Here is a 25476-nt window from a genome sequence, read left to right as displayed (position 1 = left end):
TTCTCTTGAATACGTAGGATAAAACCGGATAACGCGAACGAACGGCGAAAAAATCAGCCGCGTTCGCCGCTCAGCCACTGCAACTGGACTTCATGCTGACCACGGTCGTCGGTGACGAAAATCGTCCCTTCGCTGATCATCACGTCCCACTTGATAACGCGGGGCATGTCTTTGGCCAGGGTTTCCAGAACATCCTGCGGAACAGCCGCGATGTGCACGTTTTTCAGGTTCTTGATCGCCGGGATCACTTTGGTTTCCCAGACGCGCAGGCTGCCGTAGGCCAACAGGCTGGTGCGCTCGGTACGGCGCGAGCACCAGGTCAGGCGATCAGCGTCTGGCTGGCCGACTTCGATCCAGTGCAGGACACGGTCGTCCAGGCTCTTTTCCCACAGGGCAGGTTCGTCCACGTCTGACAGACCGCGTCCGAACGACAGCTGCTCGTTGTACCAGAAGGCGTAGGCCAGCAGCCGCACGGTCATGCGCTCTTCGGTTTCCGAAGGGTGACGGGCGATGGTCTGCTTCACGCTCTCGTAGACGCTGCGGTCGAGGTCGGTGAGGTTCAGTTCAAACTTGTAGGTCGTGGACGGCTGGGCCATGAACGGGCTTCTTGATACGGGGAAAGGCGGCAAGTCTAACCGATGCAGTAGGCAATCAACGAATTGAAGGCGATCAACCTTGGTCGTCTGACATTCGGCTATGTTAAAAGGCTATATCCGCTCAGCCTTTGTCCTACAGGATCCAGCATGCCGTTCTCCGCCAAACCGCTCTCAGGTCTGAAAGTCATCGAATTGGGCACCTTGATCGCCGGGCCGTTTGCCTCGCGCATTTGCGGTGAGTTCGGCGCCGAAGTGATCAAGATCGAATCCCCCGACGGCGGTGATCCGCTGCGCAAATGGCGAAAACTGTATGAAGGCACCTCGCTGTGGTGGTTCGTCCAGGCCCGCAACAAAAAGTCCCTGACCCTGAACCTGAAACACCCGGACGGGCTGGCGATTCTGAAAAAGCTGCTGAGCGAAGCGGACATCCTGATCGAGAATTTTCGCCCTGGCGTGTTGGAAAAGCTCGGTCTGGGCTGGGACGTCTTGCACGCCCTCAACCCGAAACTGGTGATGGTGCGGCTGTCGGGGTTTGGCCAGACCGGGCCGATGAAAGATCAGCCAGGTTTTGGTGCCGTTGGTGAATCCATGGGTGGCCTGCGTTACATCACCGGATTCGAAGACCGACCACCAGTGCGCACCGGGATTTCCATCGGTGACTCGATTGCCGCACTGTGGGGCGTGATTGGCGCGCTGATGGCGTTGCGTCATCGCGAGGTCAACGGCGGCCAGGGCCAGGTGGTGGACGTCGCGCTGTATGAAGCGATCTTCGCCATGATGGAAAGCATGGTGCCGGAGTTCGACGTGTTCGGCTTCATCCGTGAGCGCACCGGCAACATCATGCCGGGCATCACGCCCTCCTCGATCCACACCAGCGCCGACGGCAAGCATGTGCAGATCGGCGCCAATGGCGACGCGATCTTCAAACGCTTCATGCTGATCATCGGTCGCGAAGACCTGGCCAACGACCCGCTGCTCGCCAGCAACGACGGACGCGACAGCCGCCGCGACGAGATTTACGGGGTGATCGATCGCTGGGTCAATTCGCAGCCGCTGGACACCGTACTCGCGCTGCTGAATCAGGCCGATGTGCCCGTCAGCCGGATCTTCAGCGCCGAAGACATGTTCAGCGATCCGCAATACCTGGCCCGGGAAATGTTCCTTCAGGCCAAGCTGCCGGACGGGAAAGACTTCAAGATGCCGGGGATTGTGCCGAAACTCTCTGAGACACCCGGCGATTGCGAATGGGTCGGGCCCCAACTGGGTGAGCACAACGGACAGGTACTCAACGAACTTGGTTACGACCAGCACCAGATTGCCAAGCTGCGCGGAGACGGGGCTATCTAAGCTGAAACGCCTGCTTTCAACAGCCATTCACACCACCCGCAACTGGCGTACAGCAGCGGTGCTGGGGCTATTGGCCGGACTGGCGACACCGGTTTTGGCGCAACCCAAAGAGACGCTGATCTGGTTACTGCGCGACTTGCCGCCCACGATGATTTTCGAAGGTCCGAAAAAAGGCCAGGGGATTGTCGATCAGATCCTGCCGCTGTTGATTGCCGGCATGCCGCAGTACGAGCATGCCCTGATGCGGGTCAACCGGGCCCGCGGCATGCAGATGCTCCAGGAAGAATCGTTTACCTGCGATCCCTCGCTGGTTTGGACCAAGGCGCGTGAACAGTGGATTGCGTTCTCGATTCCGGCCTTCCGCGCGGTGAGCAATGGACTTGTCGTCCGCCGGGCAGACCGTGCGGTGCTGGATCCTTTTCTGATCGACGGCGAAGTCGATCTCGCGACACTGCTGGCCAGTGGCGGGAAAAAAATCGGCGTCGTCGCCGAGCGCAGTTATGGCCAAGTTCTCGACACGCTGCTGAAACTGGCGCCACCGGACGCGCTGACTCCCCATTTCGGCAACGATGCCCTCGCCAGCCTGTTGCAGATGCAGCGCCTGGGCCGTTTGCAAATGGTCTTGGGATATTGGCCGGAGATTCGTTATCAGGCCAATCGAGAGCACATCGCCAACGATCAGCTAGAGTTTTTCCCGGTCAAGGGCACGGGTAAATACCTGTCCGGGCACATAGGTTGTTCCAATACGCCCCAGGGTCGACAAGCCATCCTCGAGATCAATCGGCTGTTGCGCACCCTGCCCCATGATCGATTGGATCAGCTGTACGCTGACTGGCTTGACCCGGAAAGACGCGACGATTACCTGAAAGAAACCAAAGCCTTTTTCGAGCAACAAATCGGGCAATGACAAATCGCAGGCAAAAGAAACCCCGAGAAGTGGGGAGACGACTCGGGGTTAAACGTGGCCTACATAAAGACCAGTAACAGCAAGCTACAAGCACCGGAGCACAATGCTTGATCCTGCTGTTACATGCTCTGACTGACCTGAGAGCCGGAAGGTTCCCACAAAAAAAAATTCAATTTCGGCGGGCCAGAACCTTGTCCTGGGCAGCATGACGCAAAGCCGCGATGACGCAGGGTTCCAGCCGTCCTTCGGCAATCAACACGTCGCGGTGCAAGCCGTCGACGACATCCGTCAGCAGACGGTAATCGGTTAACTGGGCTTGATTGAACGCCCGTTCGACCACGATCGCGCCGGTCGCATTCTTCAGTGTCACCAGGCATTCGCCATGGGCGCCCGACGGGGTCAGCGTGACCTGATACGGGCTCAGAGCCTCACCGAGCAATAGACTGATACTTTCCATCTCGATCACCACTCAATAGTCCGAAAACAAAGTGCCTGGGGCGTGTTCACAGTAAGTGACCACTGGCCCGAGAAGAAAGTTCTGGATTCCAGGCGCAGACGCGTCGGCGTCCCTGGTCGATAGAGCATGCACGGCAAAGATGACAAGGAAAAAACAGCCGATTCACATTGACCTTGTCCGGTGACCAATATCCGTCCATCCCCCCAGCAACCCTCGCAATTGACCGTCGGCGCTGTAGAACGGCACTGTCCACTGGTAGATGTCCCTGACACCGTTGTTGAACATCAGTTGACGTTCACTGAAGCGTTGCTTTCGAGTCTCCAGCTGAGCCACGAATTCGGCATGCAGCAGCGCTGCGGTCTCTTTGGGCAACACATCGAGTTCAATCAGCTGTCGGCCCTGAACCTGATCAAATCGGGTGCCGAGGCTTTCCTCGTAACTCTTGTTGCACATGATCAAGCGCCCTTCCAGATCACGAACAAACATCGGATCGGGCATGGCGTCCATCAAGGCTTGCTGGAACGCAAGCTGGTCCCCCAGACCTTTCTCAGCGTCTATACGCTGCTTGATCAGCGCTGCCAGCCTGCGGTTCCAGAGCAGGGAAAGCAGGCCGAACAGGCTGACGATAAACATGCCCCAGCAAACCCAGTGAGTCATCTGCCGCCAGGGAGACGGTGGCTGAACGGGAGCGATCCCATTGAGCCATTTCAGGCGAATGGCGCGTAATTCCTCCGCAGGGAAAGCCTCGAGCGCCTTGTTCAGAATGCTCAGCAACGGCGACTGACCTTTGCGAACCGCGAGGTGATCAGCCTCCCATTTGCCCTCCACTGCCCGCCCGAACTTGAGTTGTCCCAACGGATAGAGTTGCGCCCCGATTTCATTTTCGATGGTGGCAAAGGCTTCACCACTTTCAACCAGCGCCCTGGCTTCGGCGTAAGTCTTGACCGTGCGCAACTCGATCGCCGGGTAGTCGCGGCGAATCGTGCCTTCGAGGGCGTGCCGGGCCGGCAACACCAGCACTCTTTTTACCAACTGCTCAAGGGAGTGCACGACAGGTGCATCTGCCCGCCCGACAACCACCCAACCAGCGCCACCGAACGCATGACTGAAATCCAGGAACGCCTTGCGCTCCTCATTCATTGCCAGGGTGGTGCTCATATCCGCCTCGCCACTCTCCAGACGCCCGAGCAGTTGATCGGTAGAAAACGACTCTTCGTGAACAAACTGCAAACCCGTCATGGCACTGATGCGATTGAGCAGGTCGTTGTTCAAACCGCTCCATTGACCGTGCTCATCCTTGAACAGATAAAGCGGGTATTGCACCGACGCAACAATGACTTGCGGGTGCTCGGCAATCCACGTTGATTCCTGAGCATCCAGCTCGATGGTTGCGCCAGCTGCCGAGCCCCTGGACTCAGGAATCGCCAATTGGGCGGCCGCCCCCCCTTGGGCAAAACCCAGGACGCCGATCAAAAACATCCAGCACACGGCTGGCTTTAATCCTCTGAAAAACAGCATTACCACTTCCTTCGCGATCCACTCGCCCGTCCTTCCTGGGGCGAAAACGCGACAAGTGTGGCATGCAGAAATGAGAAAGCCCGTCAGGAGACGGGCTTCAAAATGTGACAGCTTTTAGCGGTTACAGAGGCTTGCCGCGGTTGCCATGCTGGCTGACAAAGGCCTGCACGGCTTTCAAATCATTCGGCAACACGGTGCAACGCTCATCTCGCTCAAACAAATCAGAAAGATGTGCAGGTAGTTCGAGCGCTTTTCCTACGCCGGCTTTCTCCACTGCATCCGGGAATTTGACCGGATGGGCGGTGCCGAGAATCACCATTGGAATATCCAGGCTACGACGGCATTCGCGCGCAGCCTTCACACCGATGGCGGTGTGCGGATCCAGCAGCTCACCGGTTTGCTCGTAGACTTCGGCGATGGTTTCGCAGGTTTGTGCATCGTCCACGGCAAGGGAATCGAACAGCTTGCGGGCTTCGGTCCAGCGCTCCTCTTCGACGCTGAAACCGCCACCCTGCTTGAACGTATCCATCAAACCGGCAATCGCGGCGCCGTTGCGACCATGCAGGTCGAACAGCAGGCGTTCGAAGTTCGACGAGACCATGATGTCCATCGAAGGCGACAGCGTGGCGTGCAGGGTTTCCTTGACGTACTGATTGCCGCTCATGAAGCGGTGCAGGATGTCGTTGCGGTTGGTGGCGACGATCAATTGGTTGATCGGCAGGCCCATGTTGCGCGCCAGGTAACCGGCGAAGATGTCGCCGAAGTTGCCGGTCGGCACCGAGAACGACACCGAACGTGCCGGGCCGCCCAACTGCAGGGCTGCGTGGAAGTAGTAAACGATCTGGGCCATGATCCGCGCCCAGTTGATCGAGTTCACCGCCACCAGACGCGTGCCTTTGAGGAAGCTCTGGTCGGCGAAGCTCGCCTTGACCATTTCCTGGCAGTCATCGAAGTTGCCTTCGATGGCGATGTTGTGGATGTTCTCGCCGAAGATGGTAGTCATCTGGCGACGCTGCACTTCGGACACACGGTTGTGTGGGTGCAGGATGAAGATGTCGACGTTTTCGCAGTGCTTGCAGCCTTCGATGGCGGCCGAACCGGTATCACCAGAGGTGGCGCCGACAATCACCACGCGCTCGCCGCGTTTTTCCAGCACGTAGTCGAGCAAGCGACCGAGCAGTTGCAGGGCGAAATCCTTGAACGCCAGGGTCGGGCCGTGGAACAGCTCGAGCACCCATTCGTTGCCGTTCAACTGACGCAACGGTGCCACGGCGTTGTGGGAAAACACACCGTAGGTTTCTTCAAGAATCTTTTTGAAATCGGCATCCGGGATGCTGCCGGTGACGAACGGGCGCATCACGCGGAAGGCCAGCTCGTGATACGGCAGGCCGGCCCAGGAAGCAATTTCTTCCTGGGTGAAACGTGGCAGGTTTTCCGGGACGTACAGACCGCCGTCGGTGGCGAGACCGGCCAGCAGGACATCTTCGAAATTCAGGGCCGGTGCCTGGCCGCGGGTACTGATATAACGCATGACTGGCTCCAATAGACAGTGTTCGCAAACCCGGGCCCGCACGCAGGCCCGGTGAACGATAACGGCTTAGTTCAGGTGCTCGACGCGGATCCGTACGACCGGACCGACCACACCTGTAAGGGCTTCCAGAGCGGCGATCGCGTCATTCATGTGCTGTTCCAGCACGCGATGAGTCAGCAGGATCATCGGTACCAGACCGTCATGCTCTTCGACTTCTTTCTGCATGATCGATTCGATGTTGATGCCGCGCTCCGACAGGATGCTCGCAACCTGAGCCAATACGCCCGGATGGTCCTTGGCCTGAATACGCAGGTAGTAGGCGCTTTCGCAGGCTTCGATCGGCAGGATCGGGTGCGCCGACAGCGAATCCGGCTGGAAGGCCAGGTGCGGCACACGGTTTTCCGGGTCGGAGGTCATGGCGCGAACCACGTCCACCAGGTCGGCGATCACCGACGAAGCGGTCGGCTCCATGCCAGCACCCGCGCCGTAGAACAAGGTCGAACCGGCAGCATCACCGTTGACCATCACCGCGTTCATCACGCCGTTGACGTTGGCGATCAGACGATCGGCCGGGATCAGCGTCGGGTGCACGCGCAACTCGATGCCAGCCGCAGTGCTGCGGGCAACACCGAGGTGCTTGATGCGATAGCCCAGCGCTTCGGCGTAGTTCACGTCAGCCGTGGTCAGCTTGGTGATGCCTTCGGTGTAAGCCTTGTCGAATTGCAGCGGGATGCCGAACGCGATGGACGCCAGGATCGTCAGCTTGTGGGCCGCATCGATGCCTTCAACGTCGAAGGTCGGATCGGCTTCGGCGTAACCCAGGGCTTGCGCCTCGGCGAGTACGTCTTCGAAGGTGCGACCCTTCTCACGCATTTCGGTAAGGATGAAGTTGCCGGTTCCATTGATGATCCCGGCGACCCAGTTGATACGGTTGGCGGACAGGCCTTCACGGATCGCCTTGATCACCGGAATGCCACCGGCCACAGCCGCTTCGAACGCCACAATCACGCCCTTCTCGCGAGCCTTGGCGAAAATTTCATTACCGTGAACAGCGATAAGCGCCTTGTTCGCGGTGACCACATGCTTGCCATTCTCGATGGCCTTGAGTACCAGCTCGCGGGCAACGGTGTAGCCGCCCATCAGCTCTATAACGATGTCGATCTCAGGGTTCGTGGCCACTTCGAAGACATCGTTGGTAATCGCAATACCGGTCGTTTGGAACTGAGGCTTTGGCGTGCGCATGGCAATTTGTGCCACTTCAATTCCACGCCCGGCACGACGAGCAATTTCCTCGGCGTTGCGCTGAAGTACGTTGAAGGTACCGCCACCGACGGTCCCTAACCCACAGATGCCTACTTTGACCGGTTTCACTGTGAACTCCCCATAAAACGGCCGACTCAAGGCCGGCCGTGAAAACAGCCGCATGCTCGCGGCTCTCTATTAATGGCCCGACAAATGTTACCGCCGGACCATGATCGTCAAAGGCTGGCCGTGACGATGCGAATTATTTCGCGTCCAGCGCCAGTTTGGCGACTTGTGGCGCAGGCTGGTAGCCCGGAATGACCTGACCGTCCGCCAAAACGATGGCCGGTGTACCGTTCACGCCGATCGACTGACCGAGGGCGAACTGTTTGGAAACCGGGTTATCGCACTTGGCGGCCTTGATTTCCTTGCCATCGACCATCTTGTCCATGGCGGCTTTCTTGTCTTTCGAGCACCAGACCGCTTGCAGCTGTTCGTCACCGGGCGAGCCCAGGCCCTGGCGCGGGAACGCGACGTAACGCACTTCAATGCCGCGCTTGTTCAGCTCGGGCACTTCGGCGTGCAGTTTGTGGCAGTACGGGCAGGTGGTGTCGGTGAACACGGTGATGTGCGATTTGGTTTCGCCGATCGCCGGGTAGACCACGGTTTCCGCAACTGGAATGGCGTTGACCAGTTTGGACACGCCCAGGCGTTCGGTCTTCTCGGTCAGGTTGATCGGTTTGCCGTCCTTGAGCTGGAACATGTAGCCCTGAACTACGTATTGGCCGTCGGCGCTGGCGTAGAGCACGCGGCTGCCTTGCAGTTTGACTTCGTACAGGCCCGGCAGAGGGCTGGCGGAGATGCTTTCTACCGGCACTTCGAGCTGGAGGTTTTCCAGGCTTTTACGAATCGCTTTGTCGGCCGCGTCATCGGCGACGGCAAAGGTGCTGACCAACGCAATGGCTGCGGCGGCGAAAATCTGGGTCAGACGCATGAGAACTCCTGAAGACGGACAAATGGGACGATCAGAACGCCCGTGCCGAAACACCGGGTCATAACCGCCCATCGTGCAAACCGGCAAAGCCTACCACATAAGGCCCTTGTGGCCGAATGCGCCTGTCGCAACACTTGGGACAACGCTAAACCTGTGGGAGCGGGCTTGCCCGCGAAGAGGCCATAACATTCAGAGTAGATGTTGACTGTTACATCGCCTTCGCGGGCAAGCCCGCTCCCACAGGGATTGTATTCAACCGCGTGGGTGATGTTTGGCGTGCAGGTCCTGCAAGCGTGCGCGGGCGACGTGGGTATAGATCTGGGTGGTGGACAGGTCGCTGTGGCCGAGCAGCATCTGCACCACCCGCAAGTCGGCGCCGTGGTTGAGCAAGTGCGTGGCAAAAGCATGACGCAATGTATGCGGCGACAGCGACTTGCCGATCCCGGCGACCTTGGCCTGGTGCTTGATGCGGTGCCAAAAGGTCTGACGGGTCATCTGCTCGCCACGCTGACTGGGAAACATGACATCGCTGGGACGTCCACCGAGCAGCTCCTGGCGGCCATCACGCATGTAACGCTCGACCCAGACAATCGCCTCCTCGCCCATCGGCACCAGCCGCTCCTTGCTGCCCTTGCCCATCACCCGCAGCACACCCTGGCGCAGATTGACTTGCTCCAGTGTCAGGCTGATCAGTTCCGTCACCCGTAAGCCGCAGGCGTAAAGCACTTCGAGCATGGCGCGGTCACGCTGGCCGATGGCTTCGCTCAAGTCCGGTGCCTTCAGCAGCGCCTCTACGTCTGCTTCCGACAGGGATTTAGGCAACGGCCTACCCAGTTGGGGCATATCGACACGCAACGACGGGTCAACAGCGATCAGCTTTTCCCGCAGCAGATAGCGATAAAACCCACGCACACCGGAGAGAAATCGCGCTGTGGAACGGGGTTTGTAGTTCTGCTCCAGACGCCAGGCCAGGTGATCGAGGATCAATTCACGGCCGGCGTTGATCAACTCCAGCCCCTTCTCCTGCAGCCAGCCGTTGAACAAGGCCAGGTCGCTGCGATAGGCATCGCGAGTGTTATCGGAAAGACCTTTCTCCAGCCACAACGCGTCGAGAAACTGGTCTATCAAAGGATGATCGATGGCGGGCATAAAGACTCAGGCAAGACCGACAGTACGGTCAGGGAAGATAAATCGCAGGCAACAAAAAAGCAGCCCGTAGGCTGCTTTTTTCTGCATCGGAAGCTGGACTTAAGCCAGTTTTTCCTTGATGCGAGCTGCTTTACCGGACAGGTCACGCAGGTAGTACAGCTTGGCTTTACGTACGTCACCGCGACGTTTAACGGCCATGCTGTCGATTTGCGGGCTGTAGGTCTGGAAAGTACGCTCTACGCCAACACCGTTGGAGATTTTACGAACGGTGAAAGCACTGTTTACGCCGCGGTTACGCTTGGCGATAACAACACCTTCGAACGCTTGCAGACGCGAACGGTCGCCTTCCTTCACTTTCACCTGAACGACAATGGTGTCGCCCGGGGCAAAGGTAGGGATCTCTTTGGTCATCTGCTCTGCTTCGAGTGCAAGGATGATTTTGTTAGTCATGCTGTGCTCCTAAGGTAAATCAACGGACTTACCATCGATACGTTGTTAACTATCGTCCCGCTCGCGGATGTATTCCTCGAGCAGCTTCTTCTCTTCTCCAGAAAGCGAGCGGCTTTCCAGAAGATCGGCGCGTCGTTCAAAGGTCCTACCAAGGGACTGCTGTAAACGCCAACGCCGGATATGCGCGTGATTGCCACTTAGCAACACGTCGGGAACACGCTGATCCGCATACACCTCAGGTCGGGTGTAGTGCGGGCAATCCAGCAAACCATCCGTAAAGGAATCTTCCTCGGCGGAGTCCGCATGCCCTAAAGCTCCAGGCAGCAGTCGTGTAACCGCATCGATCAGGACCATCGCCGGCAGCTCGCCGCCAGACAGTACATAGTCGCCAATCGACCACTCTTCATCGACATGAGCCTCAATAAAACGCTCGTCAATGCCTTCATAGCGGCCGGCAATCAGGATCAATGCATCCAGATTCGCCAACTCGCGTACCGCCGACTGACTCAGTTGACGGCCTTGGGGGGACAGGTAAATCACCTTCGCCGCCTCCCCGGCTGCTGCCTTGGCCTGAACCAGAGCATCTTCCAGGGGCTTGATCTTCATCACCATGCCCGGACCACCGCCAAATGGGCGATCGTCCACAGTGTGATGTCGATCCGTCGTGTAGTCTCGCGGATTCCAACAGGTGAGCTGCAACAGCCCCTGTTTCACCGCACGACTGGTGATGCCGTACTCGCTGATGGCGGAGAACATCTCGGGAAACAAACTGATCACTTCTACGCGCAAGTTAGCCACGCTTAGAAGTCCGCATCCCATTCCACCTTCATCTCGCCTGCTGCGAGGTCGACGGCCAACACGCATTGCTCCGTATAGGGCAACAGGCGTTCGCGATCATCCAGGCTGCCAGCGCAAGGCTTGACCACCATTACATCATTGGCGCCGGTTTCCAGAAGATGATCGATTTTCCCGAGCAATTGCCCGAGTTGATCAATAACCTTCAGACCTTCCAGCTGGTACCAGTAGTACTCGCCGTCGGTCAATTCAGGGAACAGGTTGCGCGGCACGCAGATCTCATAACCGGCCAGAAGACGAGCTTCTTCACGATCATCAAGACCCTTGAGCTTTGCGACCAGGAACTTGTCGTTCCCACGTCCGCTGACCAGCTCGACCTGTTTCACATTGCCTTCGCGCTTGAGCGTCCAGGTTTTGTACTGCAACAGGTTTTCAGTCGGATCAGTAAAGGAATAAACCTTCACTTCGCCGCGAACGCCATGAACAGAATAAATCTTGCCGATAACGATCAAATCATCAGCAATAGCAGGCGTCGCGTTCATATTGCTCAGGCCGCAGCCTTAGCAGCGTCCTTCAACAACTGAGCAACACGCTCAGAAGGTTGTGCACCAACGCTCAGCCAGTAGGCTACGCGCTCTTGGTTCACGGACAGACGGACTTCTTGACCACGAGCAACAGGGTTGAAGAAACCAACCTGTTCCTTGTGCGAACCGTCGCGCGGGTTGCGGCTGTCGGTTACGGTCAAGTGGTAAAACGGGCGCTTTTTGGAGCCGCCAAGGGCAAGACGGATTGTTAGCATGTGAACATCGTTCCTGTAGTCGGTGCTGCAAATCTAAAGGCACAGCGGGCATAGGTGCCCGAAAGGCCGCATATTCTAAGGAATATCCGGACTTTTGCAAATGTCTTTTTCCGGCGGCCTATCGGACGCCATGCAGATTTGCTATAGAGCCGTCGTTGAAAACGGCCAGTCAGCTCCCGCCAAGTGCGGGTTTGCTGTTGATCCCACATCGCTGTGGGTCTGCGCCGACATGACTGACGGCGCGGATTCTTTACATTTTCGGCATGCCGCCGCCGGGCAACATACCGCCCATGCCGCGCATCATTTTGGCCATTCCGCCTTTCGCGGAGAATTTCTTCATCATCTTCTGCATCTGCTTGTGCTGCTTGATCAAGCGACCGATGTCCTGCACCTGGGTGCCGGAGCCCATGGCGATCCGGCGTTTGCGCGAACCGCTGATCAGCTCAGGGTCGCGGCGCTCGGCCGGGGTCATGGAATTGATGATGGCTTCCATCTGCTTGAATTGTTTCTCTGCCGCGCCCTGGGCGTTGCCCATCTGCGCCAGGTTCACGCCGCCGATGTTCGGCAGTTTGTCCATGAGGCCGCCGAGGCCGCCCATGTTCTTCATCTGTTGCAGCTGATCGCGGAAGTCTTCGAGGTCGAAGCCCTTGCCCTTCTTCAGCTTCTTGGCCAGTTTATCGGCCTTGTCCTTGTCGAGGGTCGCTTCCGCCTGTTCGATCAGGCTGAGCACGTCGCCCATGCCGAGGATGCGCGAAGCAATACGCTCGGGATGGAACGGTTCGAGCGCTTCGCTCTTCTCGCCCATACCGATGAACTTGATCGGCTTGCCAGTGATGGCACGGACAGAAAGTGCGGCACCGCCACGGGCGTCACCGTCAACCTTGGTCAGGATCACACCGGTCAGCGGCAATGCGTCGCCGAAGGCCTTGGCCGTGTTGGCGGCGTCCTGGCCGGTCATGGCGTCGACCACGAACAGGGTTTCGACCGGATTGATCGCGGCGTGCAATGCCTTGATCTCGCCCATCATCTCTTCGTCGATGTGCAGACGACCGGCGGTATCAACGATGACCACGTCGATGAATTTCAGTCTTGCTTCTTTAATAGCTGCTTGCGCGATGTCGACCGGCTTCTGGCTCAGGTCGGACGGGAAGAAGGTAACGCCGACTTCACCCGCGAGCATTTCCAACTGTTTGATCGCCGCCGGACGGTAAACGTCCGCAGACACGACCATGACCGACTTCTTCTTGCGCTCTTTAAGGAAGCGCGCGAGTTTGCCGGCGGTGGTGGTTTTACCCGCACCCTGCAAACCGGCCATCAGCACGACGGCTGGCGGAACGGCGCTCAGGTTCAAGTCTTCGTTGGCCGCGCCCATCAGGCTTTCGAGCTCGGCCTGAACGATCTTCACGAAGGCCTGGCCCGGCGTCAGGCTGCGTGACACCTCGGTGCCGACGGCGCGCTCCTTGACCGAATTGACGAAGTCCTTCACCACCGGCAAGGCGACGTCGGCTTCGAGCAACGCCATGCGCACTTCGCGCAGGGTGTCTTTGATATTGTCCTCGGTCAGCTTGGCCTTGCCGGTGACATGGCGCAGCGTCTGCGAGAGACGGTCGGTTAAGTTTTCAAACATTGCGCGATCCTTTCAGGCCCTGTGTAGACCGGGATAATGGCGGCCCAGACCGGAATAAACATGTGCTCGGCGAGCCTGCGGCGTGGGCAGGTCGCGGATTATAGCGAAGACTGCGTCTGGCGGACACCTCATCGTCAGGTTGCATGGTCTTTCGTGCTGTGGGGGTTCTATGCCAAACTCAGCGCCTTTCGGGCTTGCCTAACAGGATTTATGCTCCCCTTGTCACCCAGTTTGCTGACTACCCTCGCCGCCGCCTGCTTGTATGCCGCTGCGACCCTCTATCAAGGCACTCGTCTGGCCACCGGAGCCAAGGCGAACAAGCGCCTGCTGGTCACGCTCGGCGTGCTTGCCGTGCTGGCTCACAGCGCCAGCCTGTTCACCCACCTGCTGACACCGATCGGCCTGGGCCTGGACTTTTTCAGTGCCGCCAGCCTGATTGCCGCGGCGGTCATCGCCCTGACCCTGCTGGCCTGCTCGCGGATCCCGGTGGAAAACCTGCTTATATTGCTGTTCCCGCTCGGTGCAGCCACGGTGCTGCTGGCGCAGTTCGCCCCCGCCGGCACGGTGCAGATCATCGACGAAGAGCCGGGCATTCTCGCCCACATCCTGCTGTCGATCCTCGCTTACGGCATGTTCACCATCGCGATGTTTCAGGCCTTGCTGCTGCTGGTGCAAGACCATCAGCTCAAGCACAAGCACCCGTCGGGGCTGATCAAGAACTTCCCGCCGCTGCAAACCATGGAAAGCCTGTTGTTCGGCTTCCTCTGGGCCGGCTGGACCCTGCTGTCGCTGTCGCTGCTGTCCGGTTGGTTGTTCGTCGACAACCTGTTCGCCCAGCACCTGGTGCACAAAACTCTACTGGCTTGCCTGGCCTGGATCGTCTTCAGCGTGCTGCTTTGGGGCCGTAACCGCCTCGGCTGGCGCGGACACAAGGCCATTCGCTGGACCCTCGCCGGTTTCTGCCTGCTGATGCTGGCGTACTTCGGCAGTAAGCTGGTCCGTGAATACATCCTGCACATCTGACGGGCGGCATTAATGGACGACTTGCCCATAGGGCCGATGCTCGCGGTATTGGCCCTGCTGATTTTATGGTCGGGGCTGTTTACCGCCATCGAAACCGCGCAACAGTACTTGTTGGCCCAGCGCACCGCCTCGCGTTCCAGCGACAAACCGGTCGCGAAGCTGAGCTTCCCGCTCAACAGCCTGATCTTCTGCAATACCCTGTGCCGCGCACTGGCAGTGGTCATCAGCACCTTGCTGGCGATTTTCATCTGGGCGGAAAACGGTCCGTGGATTGCTTGCCTGGGTGCAGGCGCCGCGCTTCTGGTGTTCGCCGACTACCTGCCGCGCACCCTCGCCGTGCGCTATCCCGACGCCGTCCTGGCTCTGGGCAACACGCTGCTCGGCACGCCCCTGAAAATCATCTATCCGGCCGCCTGGCTGCTCAATGGCTTCACTCAGCTGCTGATGCGACCGTTTGCCCGCAAAGTCAAAGTGGTGCAACAGAGCGAAGACGAGGGCCCGAACGACCGGCAGGACGATTACGATCAAGCCGTCTGCCGCCCGCACCCGCTGTCGGGCATCCACGCGCTCGACAACATCACGGTCAACGACATCCTGGTGCCGCGCAGTGACGTCGACGGGATAAACCTCGACGACACCCTCGCAGAGATCATCGAGCAACTGCGCAACAACAAGCGCACGCGCCTGCCGGTGTTCCACAGCGACATCAACCAGGTTGAAGCGGTGCTCAATACCCGGCAGATCCGCCACTTGCTGGCCGATGCCAGCCTGACCCTCGAAGCGTTGCTGGCCGCCAGTCACGAACCGTACTTCGTGCCGGAAAGCACTCCGTTGCAACTGCAACTGCTGAATTTCCACAAACAGCAGCGGCGCCTGGGCATGGTAGTCGACGAATACGGCGAAGTGCTCGGCATCGTGACCCTGGAAGACATTCTCGAAGAAATCGTAGGCGAATTCGAAAGCCAGCACAGCCTGGACAACCCGCACATCCATCCGCAGGCCGATGGGCGCCTGGTGATCGAAGGTGCTGCGTCGATTCGCGAATTGAACAAGAGCCTGGGCTGGCACCTGCCCAGCGACGGCCCGAAAACCCTCAACGGGTTGGTGACCGAGGCGCTGGAGACGATTCCGGACAGTGCGGTGTGCCTGAAGATCGGGCGTTATCGGCTGGAGATTCTGGAGACGGAAGACAATCGCGTCACGCGGGTTTTGATCTGGCATACCAGCTCGGTTCCAGTCGTTATCTAAACCCTGCCCCCCAACCTGTGGCGAGGGAGCTTGCTCCCGCTGGACTGCGAAGCAGGCCCAACAAAAGACGCTGCAATTATCCTGACAGCACCCTTCCAGCCATTTGCGGCCGCTGCGCGCCCGAGCGGGAGCAAGCTCCCTCGCCACAAAAGCCGTCGCTCAATTCAAGCCACTTGTTTGATCGTTAGCCACCTTCCTATAATCAAACCCGCTTACCCAAGCCCCGTCGGACCACGTGCTTACCCAGCACGCAGCAGGTTCCGGCCAGTCCATCGGCAATATCCGCACTACACCGACGACTGTTCCTACCTTGAACAGCGGCCGCGCCTCACTCCCACATCCCTGGGTGTTCGACCATAATAATTCGCTCCACTGGGGCACATGACTGTCAGGGATAACCGCATGACAACCAGCACGACTTATAGCGACGCACCCACCCAACCGACAAACTCCGCCACCCGTGTGGCCACGGCGAGTTTTATCGGCACTGCTATCGAGTTTTACGACTTCTACGTCTATGCCACCGCCGCTGCGCTGGTGATCGGCCCGGTGTTCTTTCCGCAGACCTCCGGCACCGCCCAAATGCTGTCGGCGTTCCTCACCTTCGGCATCGCCTTCCTTGCTCGACCATTGGGATCTGCGCTGTTTGGGCACTTCGGTGACCGCATCGGGCGCAAATCGACTCTGGTCGCTTCGCTGCTATTGATGGGCGTGTGCACCACGCTGATCGGCGTCTTGCCGGGTTATGACAGCATCGGGGCCTGGGCGCCGATCCTGCTCTGCGTGCTGCGTTTCGGCCAAGGCCTTGGCCTGGGCGGTGAATGGGGCGGTGCGGCGTTATTGGCGACGGAGAATGCGCCCAAGGGCAAGCGTGCCTGGTTCGGCATGTTTCCGCAGCTCGGCCCTTCGATTGGCTTTTTAGCGGCTAACGGCCTGTTCCTGACGCTCGCCATGACCCTGAATGACGAGCAGTTCCGCTCGTGGGGCTGGCGGATTCCGTTCCTGCTCAGCGCCGCGCTGGTGATGGTCGGCCTCTACGTGCGACTCAAACTCCACGAAACACCCGTGTTCGCTAACGCCATGGCCCGTCAGGAGCGAGTGAAGATCCCGTTGGTCGAGCTGTTCAGCCAGTACTGGGTGCCGATGCTGCTGGGTGCCGGGTCGATGGTGGTGTGCTACGCGTTGTTCTACATCTCGACCGTTTTTTCGTTGAGTTATGGCGTATCGACACTCGGCTACAGCCGCGAAACCTTCCTCGGCCTGCTGTGCTTCGCCGTCCTGTTCATGGCGGCGGCAACACCGTTGTCGGCCTGGGCCAGCGACCGTTACGGGCGCAAACCGGTGTTGATCATCGGCGGCGTGTTGGCAGTTCTGTCCGGATTCTTGATGGAACCGTTGCTGACTCAAGGCTCGACCTGGGGCGTGGCGCTGTTCCTGTGCATCGAGCTGTTTCTGATGGGCGTGACGTTTGCGCCGATGGGCGCGCTGCTACCGGAGCTGTTTCCAACGCACGTGCGGTATACCGGCGCGTCGGCAGCCTACAACCTGGGCGGCATTGTCGGGGCCTCGGCGGCGCCGTTCTTCGCGCAGAAGCTGGTGGCGATGGGTGGTTTGAGTTATGTCGGCGGGTATGTGTCGGGGGCGGCAGTGCTGAGTTTGATTGCGGTGTTGTGCCTGAAGGAGACGCGGCATAACGATTTGAATCGGGTGGCATGAATCAAAAGCATCGCCAGCAGGCTGGCTCCCACATGGAAATTGGGTGTACACAAAATCTGTGATCAACCAATAACCCTGTGGGAGCTAGCCTGCTAGCGATTGCCGCGACTCGGTTTACAGCTCGACTACGACAGCCTGAGAAGCGCGGGTCGCTTTTGCACGAGCCGCTTCAATCGACTCATCCCGCGCCAACGCCACGCCCATCCGGCGCTGGCCATTGACCTCTGGCTTGCCAAACAGACGCAACGCCGTGTCCGGCTCGCTCAGCGCAGCACCCAAATTGGCGAAAGCAGTCTGGGTCGACTGCCCTTCCACCAGAATCACCGCCGAAGCCGATGGCCCGAACTGACGGATCAACGGAATCGGCAGGCCTAGAATCGCCCGTGCGTGCAGCGCGAACTGCGACAGGTCCTGGGAAATCAGGGTCACCAGACCGGTGTCATGCGGGCGCGGCGAGACTTCGCTGAACCACACCTGATCACCTTTGATGAACAACTCGACACCAAACAGACCACGGCCACCCAAGGCTTCGGTGACGGCTTTGGCAACGCGCTCGGATTCAGCCAGGGCAATCGGGCTCATGGCTTGTGGCTGCCAGGATTCCTGATAGTCGCCCTTCTCCTGACGGTGGCCGACTGGCGCGCAGAACGTAGTGCCGCCAACGTGACGCACGGTCAGCAAGGTGATTTCGTAGTCGAAGTCGATGAAACCTTCGACGATCACGCGACCTTTACCGGCGCGACCGCCTTCTTGAGCGTAATCCCACGCGGTTTTCACATCATCGGCGCTGCGCAGCAGGCTCTGGCCTTTGCCCGACGAACTCATGACTGGCTTGACCACGCACGGGAAGCCCAGGTCCAGGACGGCCTTGCTGTAGTCCTCGAAGGTGTCGGCGAAGTGGTACGGCGAGGTCGGCAGGTCCAGTTCTTCAGCGGCCAGGCGACGGATGCCTTCGCGGTTCATGGTCAGCTGCGCGGCGCGCGCGGTCGGGATCACGGTGAAGCCTTCGGCTTCCAGTTCGACAAGGGTCGCGGTGGCGATGGCTTCGATTTCCGGCACGATGAAGTGCGGCTTCTCGGCTTCGATGACGGCACGCAGGGCGGCGCCGTCGAGCATGTTGATCACGTGGCTGCGATGCGCAACTTGCATGGCCGGCGCGTTGGCGTAACGGTCGACGGCAATCACTTCAACGCCCAGGCGTTGCAGCTCGATCACCACTTCCTTGCCCAACTCGCCACAGCCACACAGCAATACGCGGGTCGCGGTTGGCGACAATGGAGTTCCGATACGGGTCATCTCAGGTCCTCAAGAAGCGGATCATCGAGGGATGCAACGCCACGCGCGCTTCCCATGGGGAGAAAGCGCGGCATTTTACATGAACCGAAGGGTTTGGCTTCAGCTGGCGACGGCCTGTTTGCGCAAGCGCCAGGCCATGATCAGCCACACGACCGTCACGCCAGCGAACTTGGAGCCCATGGCGGTGAGAATCACGGCCGGGGTGAACGCGTCGATCATGCCGAAGAAGATGAAGGTATCGAGGGGAATGCTCAGGGCCGAACTTATCCACAGGCGATCGTGCAGCGGGCGCTTGGTGATACTGAACACCAGCCAGTCGATGCATTCGGACACCGCGAAGGCTGTGGCGCTGGCCAAAGCGATGGACGGATCGGAGGTGACATAGGACAAGACCAGCGCCGCAAGCATCGCCGCGATGGCACCGTGGCCGAAGCGGGTTTGCACCATGTCGCGCAGGACAAACACCAACCCGCCCCAGGCCGACCAGATGACGTCCAGGTGCGGAGCGGTGGAGAAGGCGTAGTTAATCAGTACGACGCTGCTGATGTAGGCGATCAGGAAGAACATGGAATGGCGGGATACCTGTCAATTTGGCGCACAGATTACTTTATCTCAGGCTCACAAATAACCTGTGGCGAGGGAGCTTGCTCCCGTTGGGGCGCGAAGCGGCCCTGAAATCAGCGGTTGCGGTGTGTCAGATTGAAAGTGTTTATCTGCTTTGGGGCTGCTTCGCAGCCCAGCGGGAGCAAGCTCCCTCGCCACAAAAGCCCCTCACTCTTCAGTTATTGGATTTAGACGGCAACATCCAGATCAACCCACTCGATTTCGCCCGCTCATGACACAACCCCAACACCTTGCGGCGCTCTTCGTTGTCCATCCGGCTCCAGCGCGTGATTTCCTCCACCGTGCGCTGACACCCGGTGCAAACGTCATCGTCGTCCAGCGCACAGATATTCACGCAGGGCGATCGCACCGGGCGTTCGGGCGTGTTCATTCTTCCTGCTCGGCCAGATCGCGGGCGTAACGCTGGGAGTTATGCACATAGTGGGCGGCGCTGGCCTCCAGCATCTTCTTCTGCTGCTCTGTCAGCTCACGAACCACCTTGCCCGGCGAGCCCATGACCAGCGAACCGTCAGGAATCTCCTTGCCCTCACCGATCAGCGAGTTGGCGCCGATGATGCAGTTCTTGCCGATTTTCGCGCCGTTGAGAATCACCGCATTAATGCCGATCAGGCTGTAATCGCCCACGGTGCAACCGTGAAGCATGGCGTTGTGGCCAATGGTCACGCCGGTGCCGATGGTCAGCGGGTAGCCCATGTCGGTGTGCATCACCGTGCCGTCCTGGACGTTGCTGTTCTTGCCGATCAGGATCAGTTCGTTGTCGCCACGCAACACGGCGTTGAACCAGACGTTGGCGCCCTCTTCCAGTTTGACCTTGCCCACCAGCACGGCATTGGGTGCGACCCAGCTCTGCGGATGGGTTTCGACACGGGCGTCGCCCAGGCGATATTTCATCTTTTTATTGTCCTCAAGGCTCAGGCAGCCGCGTTTCACGCCATACGAACGATGGCTTCAAATATTGATAAAGCTTTTAGGTGGGTGGTGCAGGCTGATGTCGGCGTCATAGAGCAGGTTGATCAACTCGACGATCATGATCGCTGTCAGGCCCCAGATTTTGTACTCGCCGTAACGATAACTCGGCACGTACCAACTGCGGCCCTGGTAATCGATGCGATGGGTATGTTCCCGAGGGTCCTCGCGGAAGAACTCCAGAGGCACGCTGAACACGGCGGCGATCTCGGCATCGTTGGCCAGGTACTCGACAAAATCCGGAATCACCCCGACATAAGGGGTGACCTTGATGCCGTGCAGGGAGATCAGCGGGCTCAACGGGCCGATCACTTCGACCAGCCCCGGCGGCAAGCCGATTTCTTCTTCGGCCTCACGCAGCGCGGTGAAAATCAGGTCCGGGTCTTCGGGATCGCGCCGCCCGCCGGGGAAGGCGACTTCACCGCCATGGGTCGAGAGCCCACTGGCGCGCAGGGTGAGAACCAGTTCCGGTTCGTCACTGCGGGTGATGGGCACCAGTACCGCGGCCTCGGGAAAACGTCGATCGGTTTCCAGGGTACGCGGTGTGTGGTTGCTTACCCGGTGAAGTAGCTCGTCCAGCATGAGTCTTCTCGATTTATTCTCTACTTCGCATCATGCACCAATCACACCGACCGCCCAACCCCATAACCACTGCATGTCGCTAAACGACAACTTGCCGACTGACACCGTCGCACGCCAAGATAGGCGCAGCATTCAGGAACCCAAGCATGAAATTTTGCAGTCAGTGCGGCAACCCGGTCACCCAGCGCATTCCCGAAGGCGATTCGCGCCTGCGTTATGTCTGTGACGGCTGTCAGGCGATTCACTACCAGAACCCTAATATCGTCGCCGGTTGCGTCGCGACCTGGGGCTCGAAGGTGTTGCTGTGCCGACGCGCCATCGAGCCTCGGCTCGGTTACTGGACTCTGCCCGCCGGTTTCATGGAAAACGGTGAAACCATCGAGCAGGCAGCCATTCGCGAGACGGCCGAAGAAGCCTGCGCGCGGGTGCGCAACCTGAGCATTTATACGTTGATCGACGTGCCGCACATCAGTCAGGTGCATGTGTTCTTTCGCGCAGAGCTGGTGGACCTGGATTTTTCCGCCGGCCCCGAGAGCCTGGAAGTGCAGCTTTTCGACGAAGCCGACATCCCGTGGTCCGAGTTGGCTTTCCGCACGGTGGGCCGTACCTTAGAATGCTTCTTCGCTGACCGGCGGACCGAGGTCTACCCCGTGCGGTCCGAATCGATCCCGCCGCTTGCTCAGCCTGCCATCACATAAAGCTCCTGGCTTCAAAATCACCTATAACTAAATAGTCGCGACACCTTTCAGGGATATCGTTTCAATGCGCTGGTTGCTTGCCGTGTTTTGCTTGTCGTTCGTCGCCATGTCACAGGCTTCCGTTGCGGAAACCCTGAACGGCAAAGTCATCGAAAAAGTTCTGGTGCTTAAATCCGCCCACCAATTGCAATTGATCAATGACGGCAAGCCGCTCAAGACCTATCGCATTTCCCTGGGCAAATCGCCCAAGGGAGCGAAACTGATGGAAGGCGACAAACGCACGCCTGAAGGTTTCTATTGGCTGGACTGGCGTAAGGTCAGCGATAAATTCAACCTGGCGATGCACATCTCCTACCCGAACGTCAGCGACTCTGCCCGCGCGCGGCGCGAAGGCGTCCCGCCTGGCAGCATGATCATGATCCACGGTACTCCCGACACCGAAGACACCCCGGAAGACCTGTTCCACACCCTGGACTGGACCGACGGCTGCATCGCCATGCGCAACATGGACATGCGTGAGGTGTGGGGCCTGGTGCCGGATGGCACGATGATCGAAATCCGCCCGTAACCGCCCTCCTATGATCGTTCCCACGCTCCGCGTGGGGAACGCAGCCTGGGACGCTCCGCGTCCCGTCTTAAAGCCGAACGCGGAGCGTCCGTTGAGGCATTCCCACGCAGAGCGTGGGAACGATCAAATGGATCGCGCCAGCCGTAACTTCTCCTTTTGAGCGCTACCTCCGGTCGCTCCTCGAAAAATAAATTCAGAAGATCGCAACCTGCGGTGGCGCCGGACGGGAAGATACCAATCCCCCCGGCAGGCGTTGCCGCAGGCTGCGATCTTTGCACTCAAATCCCCCACCTTTAATACCACTTCAAACCAACCTCCCTTGACTGCGCTCAACAGGGCAGGCTTTTCTGCGCCAACAGCAAAGTGGTGGCATTGACATGGTATTCAAGTGGTATTAGTTTTCAGCCATTCGCGGAAAACAACACTCCAATATCCGCATCGGACATCGCCCATGAACGACCTCCAGGCCTTACGCCCTGACGACACCCAGCCCACGCCGTTGTACCTGCAACTGGCGCGCAATCTGGAAGCGGCGATTCATGCCGGCCAGTGGAAAGCCGAACAGGCAATGCCCTCGGAGCGCAACCTCAGCGAGCTGTTGGGCATCTCCCGCGTGACGGCACGCAAGGCGCTGGAAGTCTTGTTCGAGCAGGGCCTGATCCGCCGCAACCAGGGTTCCGGCACGTTCATCACGCCGCGCCTGGAACAACCGCTGTCGCGCCTCTCGGGTTTCAGCGAAATGTTGCGCCTCAAGGGCTTCGTCCCCGGCTCGCAATGGCTGGAACGTGAGATCACCCCGCCAACCCACGAAGAACTGATCCGTCTCGGCCTCTCGCCCAACGACAAGGTCGCGCGGCTGAAGCGACTGCGCAAAGCCGACGACACGGTGATGGCGATCGAGATGAGCACCCTGCCCGCCTCGATCATCCCCAAGCCGCAAGCGGTGGGCGATTCCCTCTACGAGTACCTCGACGGCATCGGCAAGCCGATCGTCCGCGCGCTGCAGCACATCCAGGCGATCAACGCCTCGGACGAGTTCGCCGCTCTCGTCGGCATCGCCCCCGGCACCGCCATGCTGCTGATGACCCGGGTCGGCTACCTGGAAGACAACACACCGATAGAAGTCACCGACACCTACTGCCGCAACGACTACTACGACTTTGTCGCAGAGCTTCGTCGATAAAGAGCTTCGCTGCTAAAACCGAGAACCGATCATGTCCGAAGACAACATCCTCACCGCCCACGGCTGGGTTCGCGGCCGGCTGATTCACCAACACGGCAAGGTCGTGTCCATCGAAGGCGTGCCCTGCGATCCGGCCGACAACGACTTGCCCTATCTGCTGCCCGGCTTCATCGACCTGCACGTTCACGGCGGTGGCGGCAAAGACATCATGGAAGGTGCACCGGCCTTCGAAACCATCACCAAAACCCACGTGCGCTTCGGCACCACGTCGTTGCTGGCGACCACCATGACCGCGCCGCCGGCAGAGATTTCCAGCGTGCTGAAAGCCGTCGGAGAGTTCTGCGAGCAGCGGCCAACTGGCAGCGCCCGAGTACTCGGCGTGCACCTTGAAGGCCCCTACATCAACCCCGGAAAACTCGGCGCCCAGCCGAATTTCGCCCACACGGCGTTGATGGCCGAAGTCGAGGAGTACCTGGCGCTGGCACCGATCCGGGTGATCACCATCGCCCCGGAAATCGCCGGCCACGATGCCTTGATCCGCACCCTCAGTGCGCGCGGCATCCGTATGCAGATCGGCCACACCCTCGGCAGCTACGAGGAAGGTGTCGCTGCGCTGGCCGCCGGTGCCAGCAGTTTCACTCACCTCTACAACGCCATGAGCCCGCTGCATCACCGCGAGCCAGGCATCGTCGGCGCGGCGCTGGCCCACGCCAAATACGCCGAGCTGATTCCGGACTTGCTGCATGTGCATCCCGGCGCCATGCGGGTGGCCCTGCGTGCGATCCCGTGCCTGTATTGCGTCACCGATTCCACCGCCGCCGCCGGCATGCCCGACGGTGAATACAAGCTCGGCAGCCACACCGTGACCAAATGCCTGGGCGGCGTGCGCTTGCCCGACGGCACGCTTGCCGGCAGCACCCTGACCATGGATCAGGCACTGCGCAATCTGGTGAAGATCGGTTTGCCGATCGCCGAGGCGTCGCAACGTCTTTCGCAATTCCCCGCCGATTACCTCGGCCTTCAAGAACGCGGCCGCCTTGCACCTGGCAGCTGGGCCGACTGCGTGCGGCTGGATCGCTCACTCACACTCACCGCCGTCATGGTCGAAGGAGAAGACATTGACTTCAAAAATGCTTGAAGAGGCGCTGTCCTCGTTCGAGGCCGTGCAAGCCCAACTGCAGCAACTCGACCCGCAGATGATCGAGATCGCCGGGCGCCTGCGCCGTCAGCCGCCGCAAGTGGTGATGACAGTTGCTCGCGGCAGCTCCGACCACGCCGCCAGTTATTTCGCCTACCTGACCATGCAACAACTGGGCTTCCCGGTGGCGTCATTGCCGATGTCAGTGGTGACCATGCTGCAAGCACCGTTGAAGGTCAGCGGTCAGGTGGCGTTTGCGTTCTCGCAGTCGGGGCAAAGTCCGGACCTGGTGAACAGCCTGCGTCTGTTGCGCAAGCGCGGCGCCCTGAGCATTTCCATGGTCAACGCTGAAAGTTCGCCGCTGGAAGCGGCGTGCGAATTCAGCCTGCCGCTGTGCGCCGGCACTGAAAGCAGCGTCGCGGCGACCAAGAGTTTTATCGCCACCCTCAGCGCCAGCGCTCGTCTGATTGCCCATTGGAAAGAAGATGTGGAATTGCTGGAAGCCGGCAACGCCTTGCCGGAAGGTCTGCGCGAGGCGGCGCAACAGGACTGGAGCCTGGCCATCGACGCCCTGCACGATTGCCAACGCTTGATGGTAATCGGTCGTGGTGCCGGTTTTGCCATTGCTCAGGAAGCAGCCCTTAAGTTCAAGGAAACCTCGGCGATTCAGGCCGAAGCGTTCAGCAGCGCCGAAGTGCGTCACGGCCCAATGGCATTGATCGATGAAAATTACCCTCTGCTGATCTTTGCCCCACGCGGTGCCGAGCAGGCCGGTTTGCTGAGCCTTGCTGCGGACATGCGCCAGCGTGGCGCTCGCGTTCTGCTGGCGGCGCCGGATGACATCGCCGAACGCGATCTCACCCTGACCCGCGCCGAACACCCGGCCCTTGATCCGATTCTGGCGATCCAGAGTTTCTACGTCATGGCCGCCGGTTTGGCCGTGGCCCGTGGCATGGACCCGGACCAGCCGCGTCATTTAAGCAAAGTGACGCGTACGCACTAAGTCTGCCCCGAACGATTTC

Annotated in this window: 27 protein-coding genes; 10 read left to right on the top strand and 17 right to left on the bottom strand. The window is 59.5% G+C overall.

The features are described from left to right. Positions 1-53: 53 nt before the first annotated feature. Positions 54-596 (bottom strand): YaeQ family protein, encoded by a 543-nt coding sequence (locus tag ACYZT8_RS05290; protein ID WP_008151638.1) that lies wholly within the window; start codon positions 594-596, stop codon positions 54-56. A 147-nt stretch (positions 597-743) separates the two neighbouring features. On the opposite strand from ACYZT8_RS05290, the gene ACYZT8_RS05285 reads away from it, so the two are divergent. Then, positions 744-1943, top strand: coding sequence for a CaiB/BaiF CoA transferase family protein (locus ACYZT8_RS05285; RefSeq protein ID WP_461979793.1), 1200 nt, complete (start codon positions 744-746; stop codon positions 1941-1943). Then, a complete protein-coding gene (locus ACYZT8_RS05280) occupies positions 1891-2850 on the top strand; it encodes a TIGR02285 family protein (protein WP_461979791.1) in 960 nt (319 codons plus the stop codon). Before ACYZT8_RS05285 ends, ACYZT8_RS05280 begins: the two co-directional genes overlap by 53 nt. A gap of 169 nt (positions 2851-3019) precedes the next feature. Here ACYZT8_RS05280 and ACYZT8_RS05275 read toward each other — a convergent pair whose 3' ends face one another. The 11 genes from ACYZT8_RS05275 to ffh form a co-directional block, all read right to left on the bottom strand. Next, a complete protein-coding gene (locus tag ACYZT8_RS05275) occupies positions 3020-3307 on the bottom strand; it encodes a DUF3509 domain-containing protein (protein WP_461979790.1) in 288 nt (95 codons plus the stop codon). A gap of 162 nt (positions 3308-3469) precedes the next feature. Continuing rightward, on the bottom strand, positions 3470-4825 hold the full coding sequence (locus ACYZT8_RS05270) for a transporter substrate-binding domain-containing protein (RefSeq protein ID WP_461979788.1): 1356 nt from the start codon (positions 4823-4825) through the stop codon (positions 3470-3472). 121 nt (positions 4826-4946) lie between these two features. After that, a complete protein-coding gene (gene thrC, locus ACYZT8_RS05265; RefSeq protein ID WP_401363818.1) occupies positions 4947-6356 on the bottom strand; it encodes a threonine synthase in 1410 nt (469 codons plus the stop codon). A gap of 66 nt (positions 6357-6422) precedes the next feature. Continuing rightward, on the bottom strand, positions 6423-7727 hold the full coding sequence (locus ACYZT8_RS05260) for a homoserine dehydrogenase (RefSeq protein WP_027924910.1): 1305 nt from the start codon (positions 7725-7727) through the stop codon (positions 6423-6425). 133 nt (positions 7728-7860) lie between these two features. Continuing rightward, positions 7861-8592: a bifunctional protein-disulfide isomerase/oxidoreductase DsbC gene (gene dsbC, locus ACYZT8_RS05255; protein WP_131062580.1), complete on the bottom strand. Its 732-nt coding sequence runs from the start codon at positions 8590-8592 to the stop codon at positions 7861-7863. Between the two features lie 252 nt (positions 8593-8844). Next, positions 8845-9741: a site-specific tyrosine recombinase XerD gene (xerD, locus tag ACYZT8_RS05250; RefSeq protein ID WP_461979785.1), complete on the bottom strand. Its 897-nt coding sequence runs from the start codon at positions 9739-9741 to the stop codon at positions 8845-8847. A gap of 99 nt (positions 9742-9840) precedes the next feature. Beyond that, the gene (rplS, locus tag ACYZT8_RS05245) at positions 9841-10191 is read right to left on the bottom strand and encodes a 50S ribosomal protein L19 (protein ID WP_003175895.1); all 351 of its coding nucleotides are present in this window, start codon (positions 10189-10191) and stop codon (positions 9841-9843) included. A gap of 45 nt (positions 10192-10236) precedes the next feature. Further along, positions 10237-11010 carry a tRNA (guanosine(37)-N1)-methyltransferase TrmD gene (gene trmD, locus ACYZT8_RS05240; protein WP_461979783.1) on the bottom strand — a complete coding sequence of 258 codons (774 nt, stop codon included), beginning with the start codon at positions 11008-11010 and terminating at the stop codon, positions 10237-10239. Next, positions 10992-11528 (bottom strand): ribosome maturation factor RimM, encoded by a 537-nt coding sequence (gene rimM, locus ACYZT8_RS05235; RefSeq protein WP_010463008.1) that lies wholly within the window; start codon positions 11526-11528, stop codon positions 10992-10994. The genes trmD and rimM overlap by 19 nt, the downstream gene beginning before the upstream one ends. A 5-nt stretch (positions 11529-11533) precedes the next feature. Then, entirely contained in the window at positions 11534-11785 is a 252-nt protein-coding gene (rpsP, locus tag ACYZT8_RS05230) for a 30S ribosomal protein S16 (RefSeq protein WP_007944872.1), read from the bottom strand. Positions 11786-12035: 250 nt separating this feature from the next. Beyond that, positions 12036-13412: a signal recognition particle protein gene (gene ffh, locus ACYZT8_RS05225; RefSeq protein WP_461957372.1), complete on the bottom strand. Its 1377-nt coding sequence runs from the start codon at positions 13410-13412 to the stop codon at positions 12036-12038. A gap of 210 nt (positions 13413-13622) precedes the next feature. On the opposite strand from ffh, the gene ACYZT8_RS05220 reads away from it, so the two are divergent. The 3 genes from ACYZT8_RS05220 to ACYZT8_RS05210 all read left to right on the top strand — a co-directional run bounded on the left by ACYZT8_RS05220 (position 13623) and on the right by ACYZT8_RS05210 (position 17399). After that, on the top strand, positions 13623-14435 hold the full coding sequence (locus ACYZT8_RS05220) for a cytochrome C assembly family protein (protein ID WP_131062577.1): 813 nt from the start codon (positions 13623-13625) through the stop codon (positions 14433-14435). Positions 14436-14447: 12 nt separating this feature from the next. Then, positions 14448-15683, top strand: coding sequence for an HlyC/CorC family transporter (locus ACYZT8_RS05215; protein ID WP_461979781.1), 1236 nt, complete (start codon positions 14448-14450; stop codon positions 15681-15683). Between the two features lie 402 nt (positions 15684-16085). Further along, positions 16086-17399, top strand: a complete 1314-nt coding sequence (locus tag ACYZT8_RS05210) for an MFS transporter (protein ID WP_461979779.1) — start codon at positions 16086-16088, stop codon at positions 17397-17399. 114 nt (positions 17400-17513) lie between these two features. Here ACYZT8_RS05210 and purT read toward each other — a convergent pair whose 3' ends face one another. From purT to ACYZT8_RS05185, 5 genes are all read right to left on the bottom strand, one after another. After that, positions 17514-18695 (bottom strand): formate-dependent phosphoribosylglycinamide formyltransferase, encoded by a 1182-nt coding sequence (gene purT, locus ACYZT8_RS05205; protein ID WP_461979777.1) that lies wholly within the window; start codon positions 18693-18695, stop codon positions 17514-17516. 99 nt (positions 18696-18794) lie between these two features. Continuing rightward, complete coding sequence (locus ACYZT8_RS05200; protein ID WP_461979775.1) at positions 18795-19262, bottom strand: preQ0 transporter; 468 nt, start codon at positions 19260-19262, stop codon at positions 18795-18797. 211 nt (positions 19263-19473) lie between these two features. Next, on the bottom strand, positions 19474-19689 hold the full coding sequence (locus ACYZT8_RS05195; protein ID WP_461979773.1) for a DUF1289 domain-containing protein: 216 nt from the start codon (positions 19687-19689) through the stop codon (positions 19474-19476). Next, a complete protein-coding gene (locus ACYZT8_RS05190; RefSeq protein ID WP_150701971.1) occupies positions 19686-20210 on the bottom strand; it encodes a gamma carbonic anhydrase family protein in 525 nt (174 codons plus the stop codon). Before ACYZT8_RS05190 ends, ACYZT8_RS05195 begins: the two co-directional genes overlap by 4 nt. 57 nt (positions 20211-20267) lie before the next feature. Next, the gene (locus ACYZT8_RS05185) at positions 20268-20867 is read right to left on the bottom strand and encodes a CoA pyrophosphatase (protein WP_461979771.1); all 600 of its coding nucleotides are present in this window, start codon (positions 20865-20867) and stop codon (positions 20268-20270) included. A 146-nt stretch (positions 20868-21013) separates the two neighbouring features. Between ACYZT8_RS05185 and ACYZT8_RS05180 the strand changes: the two genes are divergently transcribed. From ACYZT8_RS05180 to ACYZT8_RS05160, 5 genes are all read left to right on the top strand, one after another. Next, positions 21014-21565, top strand: coding sequence for an NUDIX hydrolase (locus ACYZT8_RS05180; protein ID WP_461979769.1), 552 nt, complete (start codon positions 21014-21016; stop codon positions 21563-21565). Positions 21566-21629: 64 nt separating this feature from the next. Next, a complete protein-coding gene (locus ACYZT8_RS05175) occupies positions 21630-22133 on the top strand; it encodes a L,D-transpeptidase family protein (RefSeq protein ID WP_461979767.1) in 504 nt (167 codons plus the stop codon). Positions 22134-22584: 451 nt separating this feature from the next. Beyond that, positions 22585-23316: a GntR family transcriptional regulator gene (locus tag ACYZT8_RS05170; RefSeq protein ID WP_010463034.1), complete on the top strand. Its 732-nt coding sequence runs from the start codon at positions 22585-22587 to the stop codon at positions 23314-23316. Between the two features lie 31 nt (positions 23317-23347). Beyond that, entirely contained in the window at positions 23348-24454 is a 1107-nt protein-coding gene (gene nagA, locus ACYZT8_RS05165; protein ID WP_461979765.1) for an N-acetylglucosamine-6-phosphate deacetylase, read from the top strand. Beyond that, complete coding sequence (locus tag ACYZT8_RS05160) at positions 24435-25457, top strand: SIS domain-containing protein (RefSeq protein ID WP_461979763.1); 1023 nt, start codon at positions 24435-24437, stop codon at positions 25455-25457. The genes nagA and ACYZT8_RS05160 overlap by 20 nt, the downstream gene beginning before the upstream one ends. Positions 25458-25476 lie beyond the last annotated feature (19 nt).

It is taken from the genome of Pseudomonas sp. LB3P93 (assembly GCF_054898025.1).
This window is presented reverse-complemented; position numbering and strand designations above follow the sequence as displayed.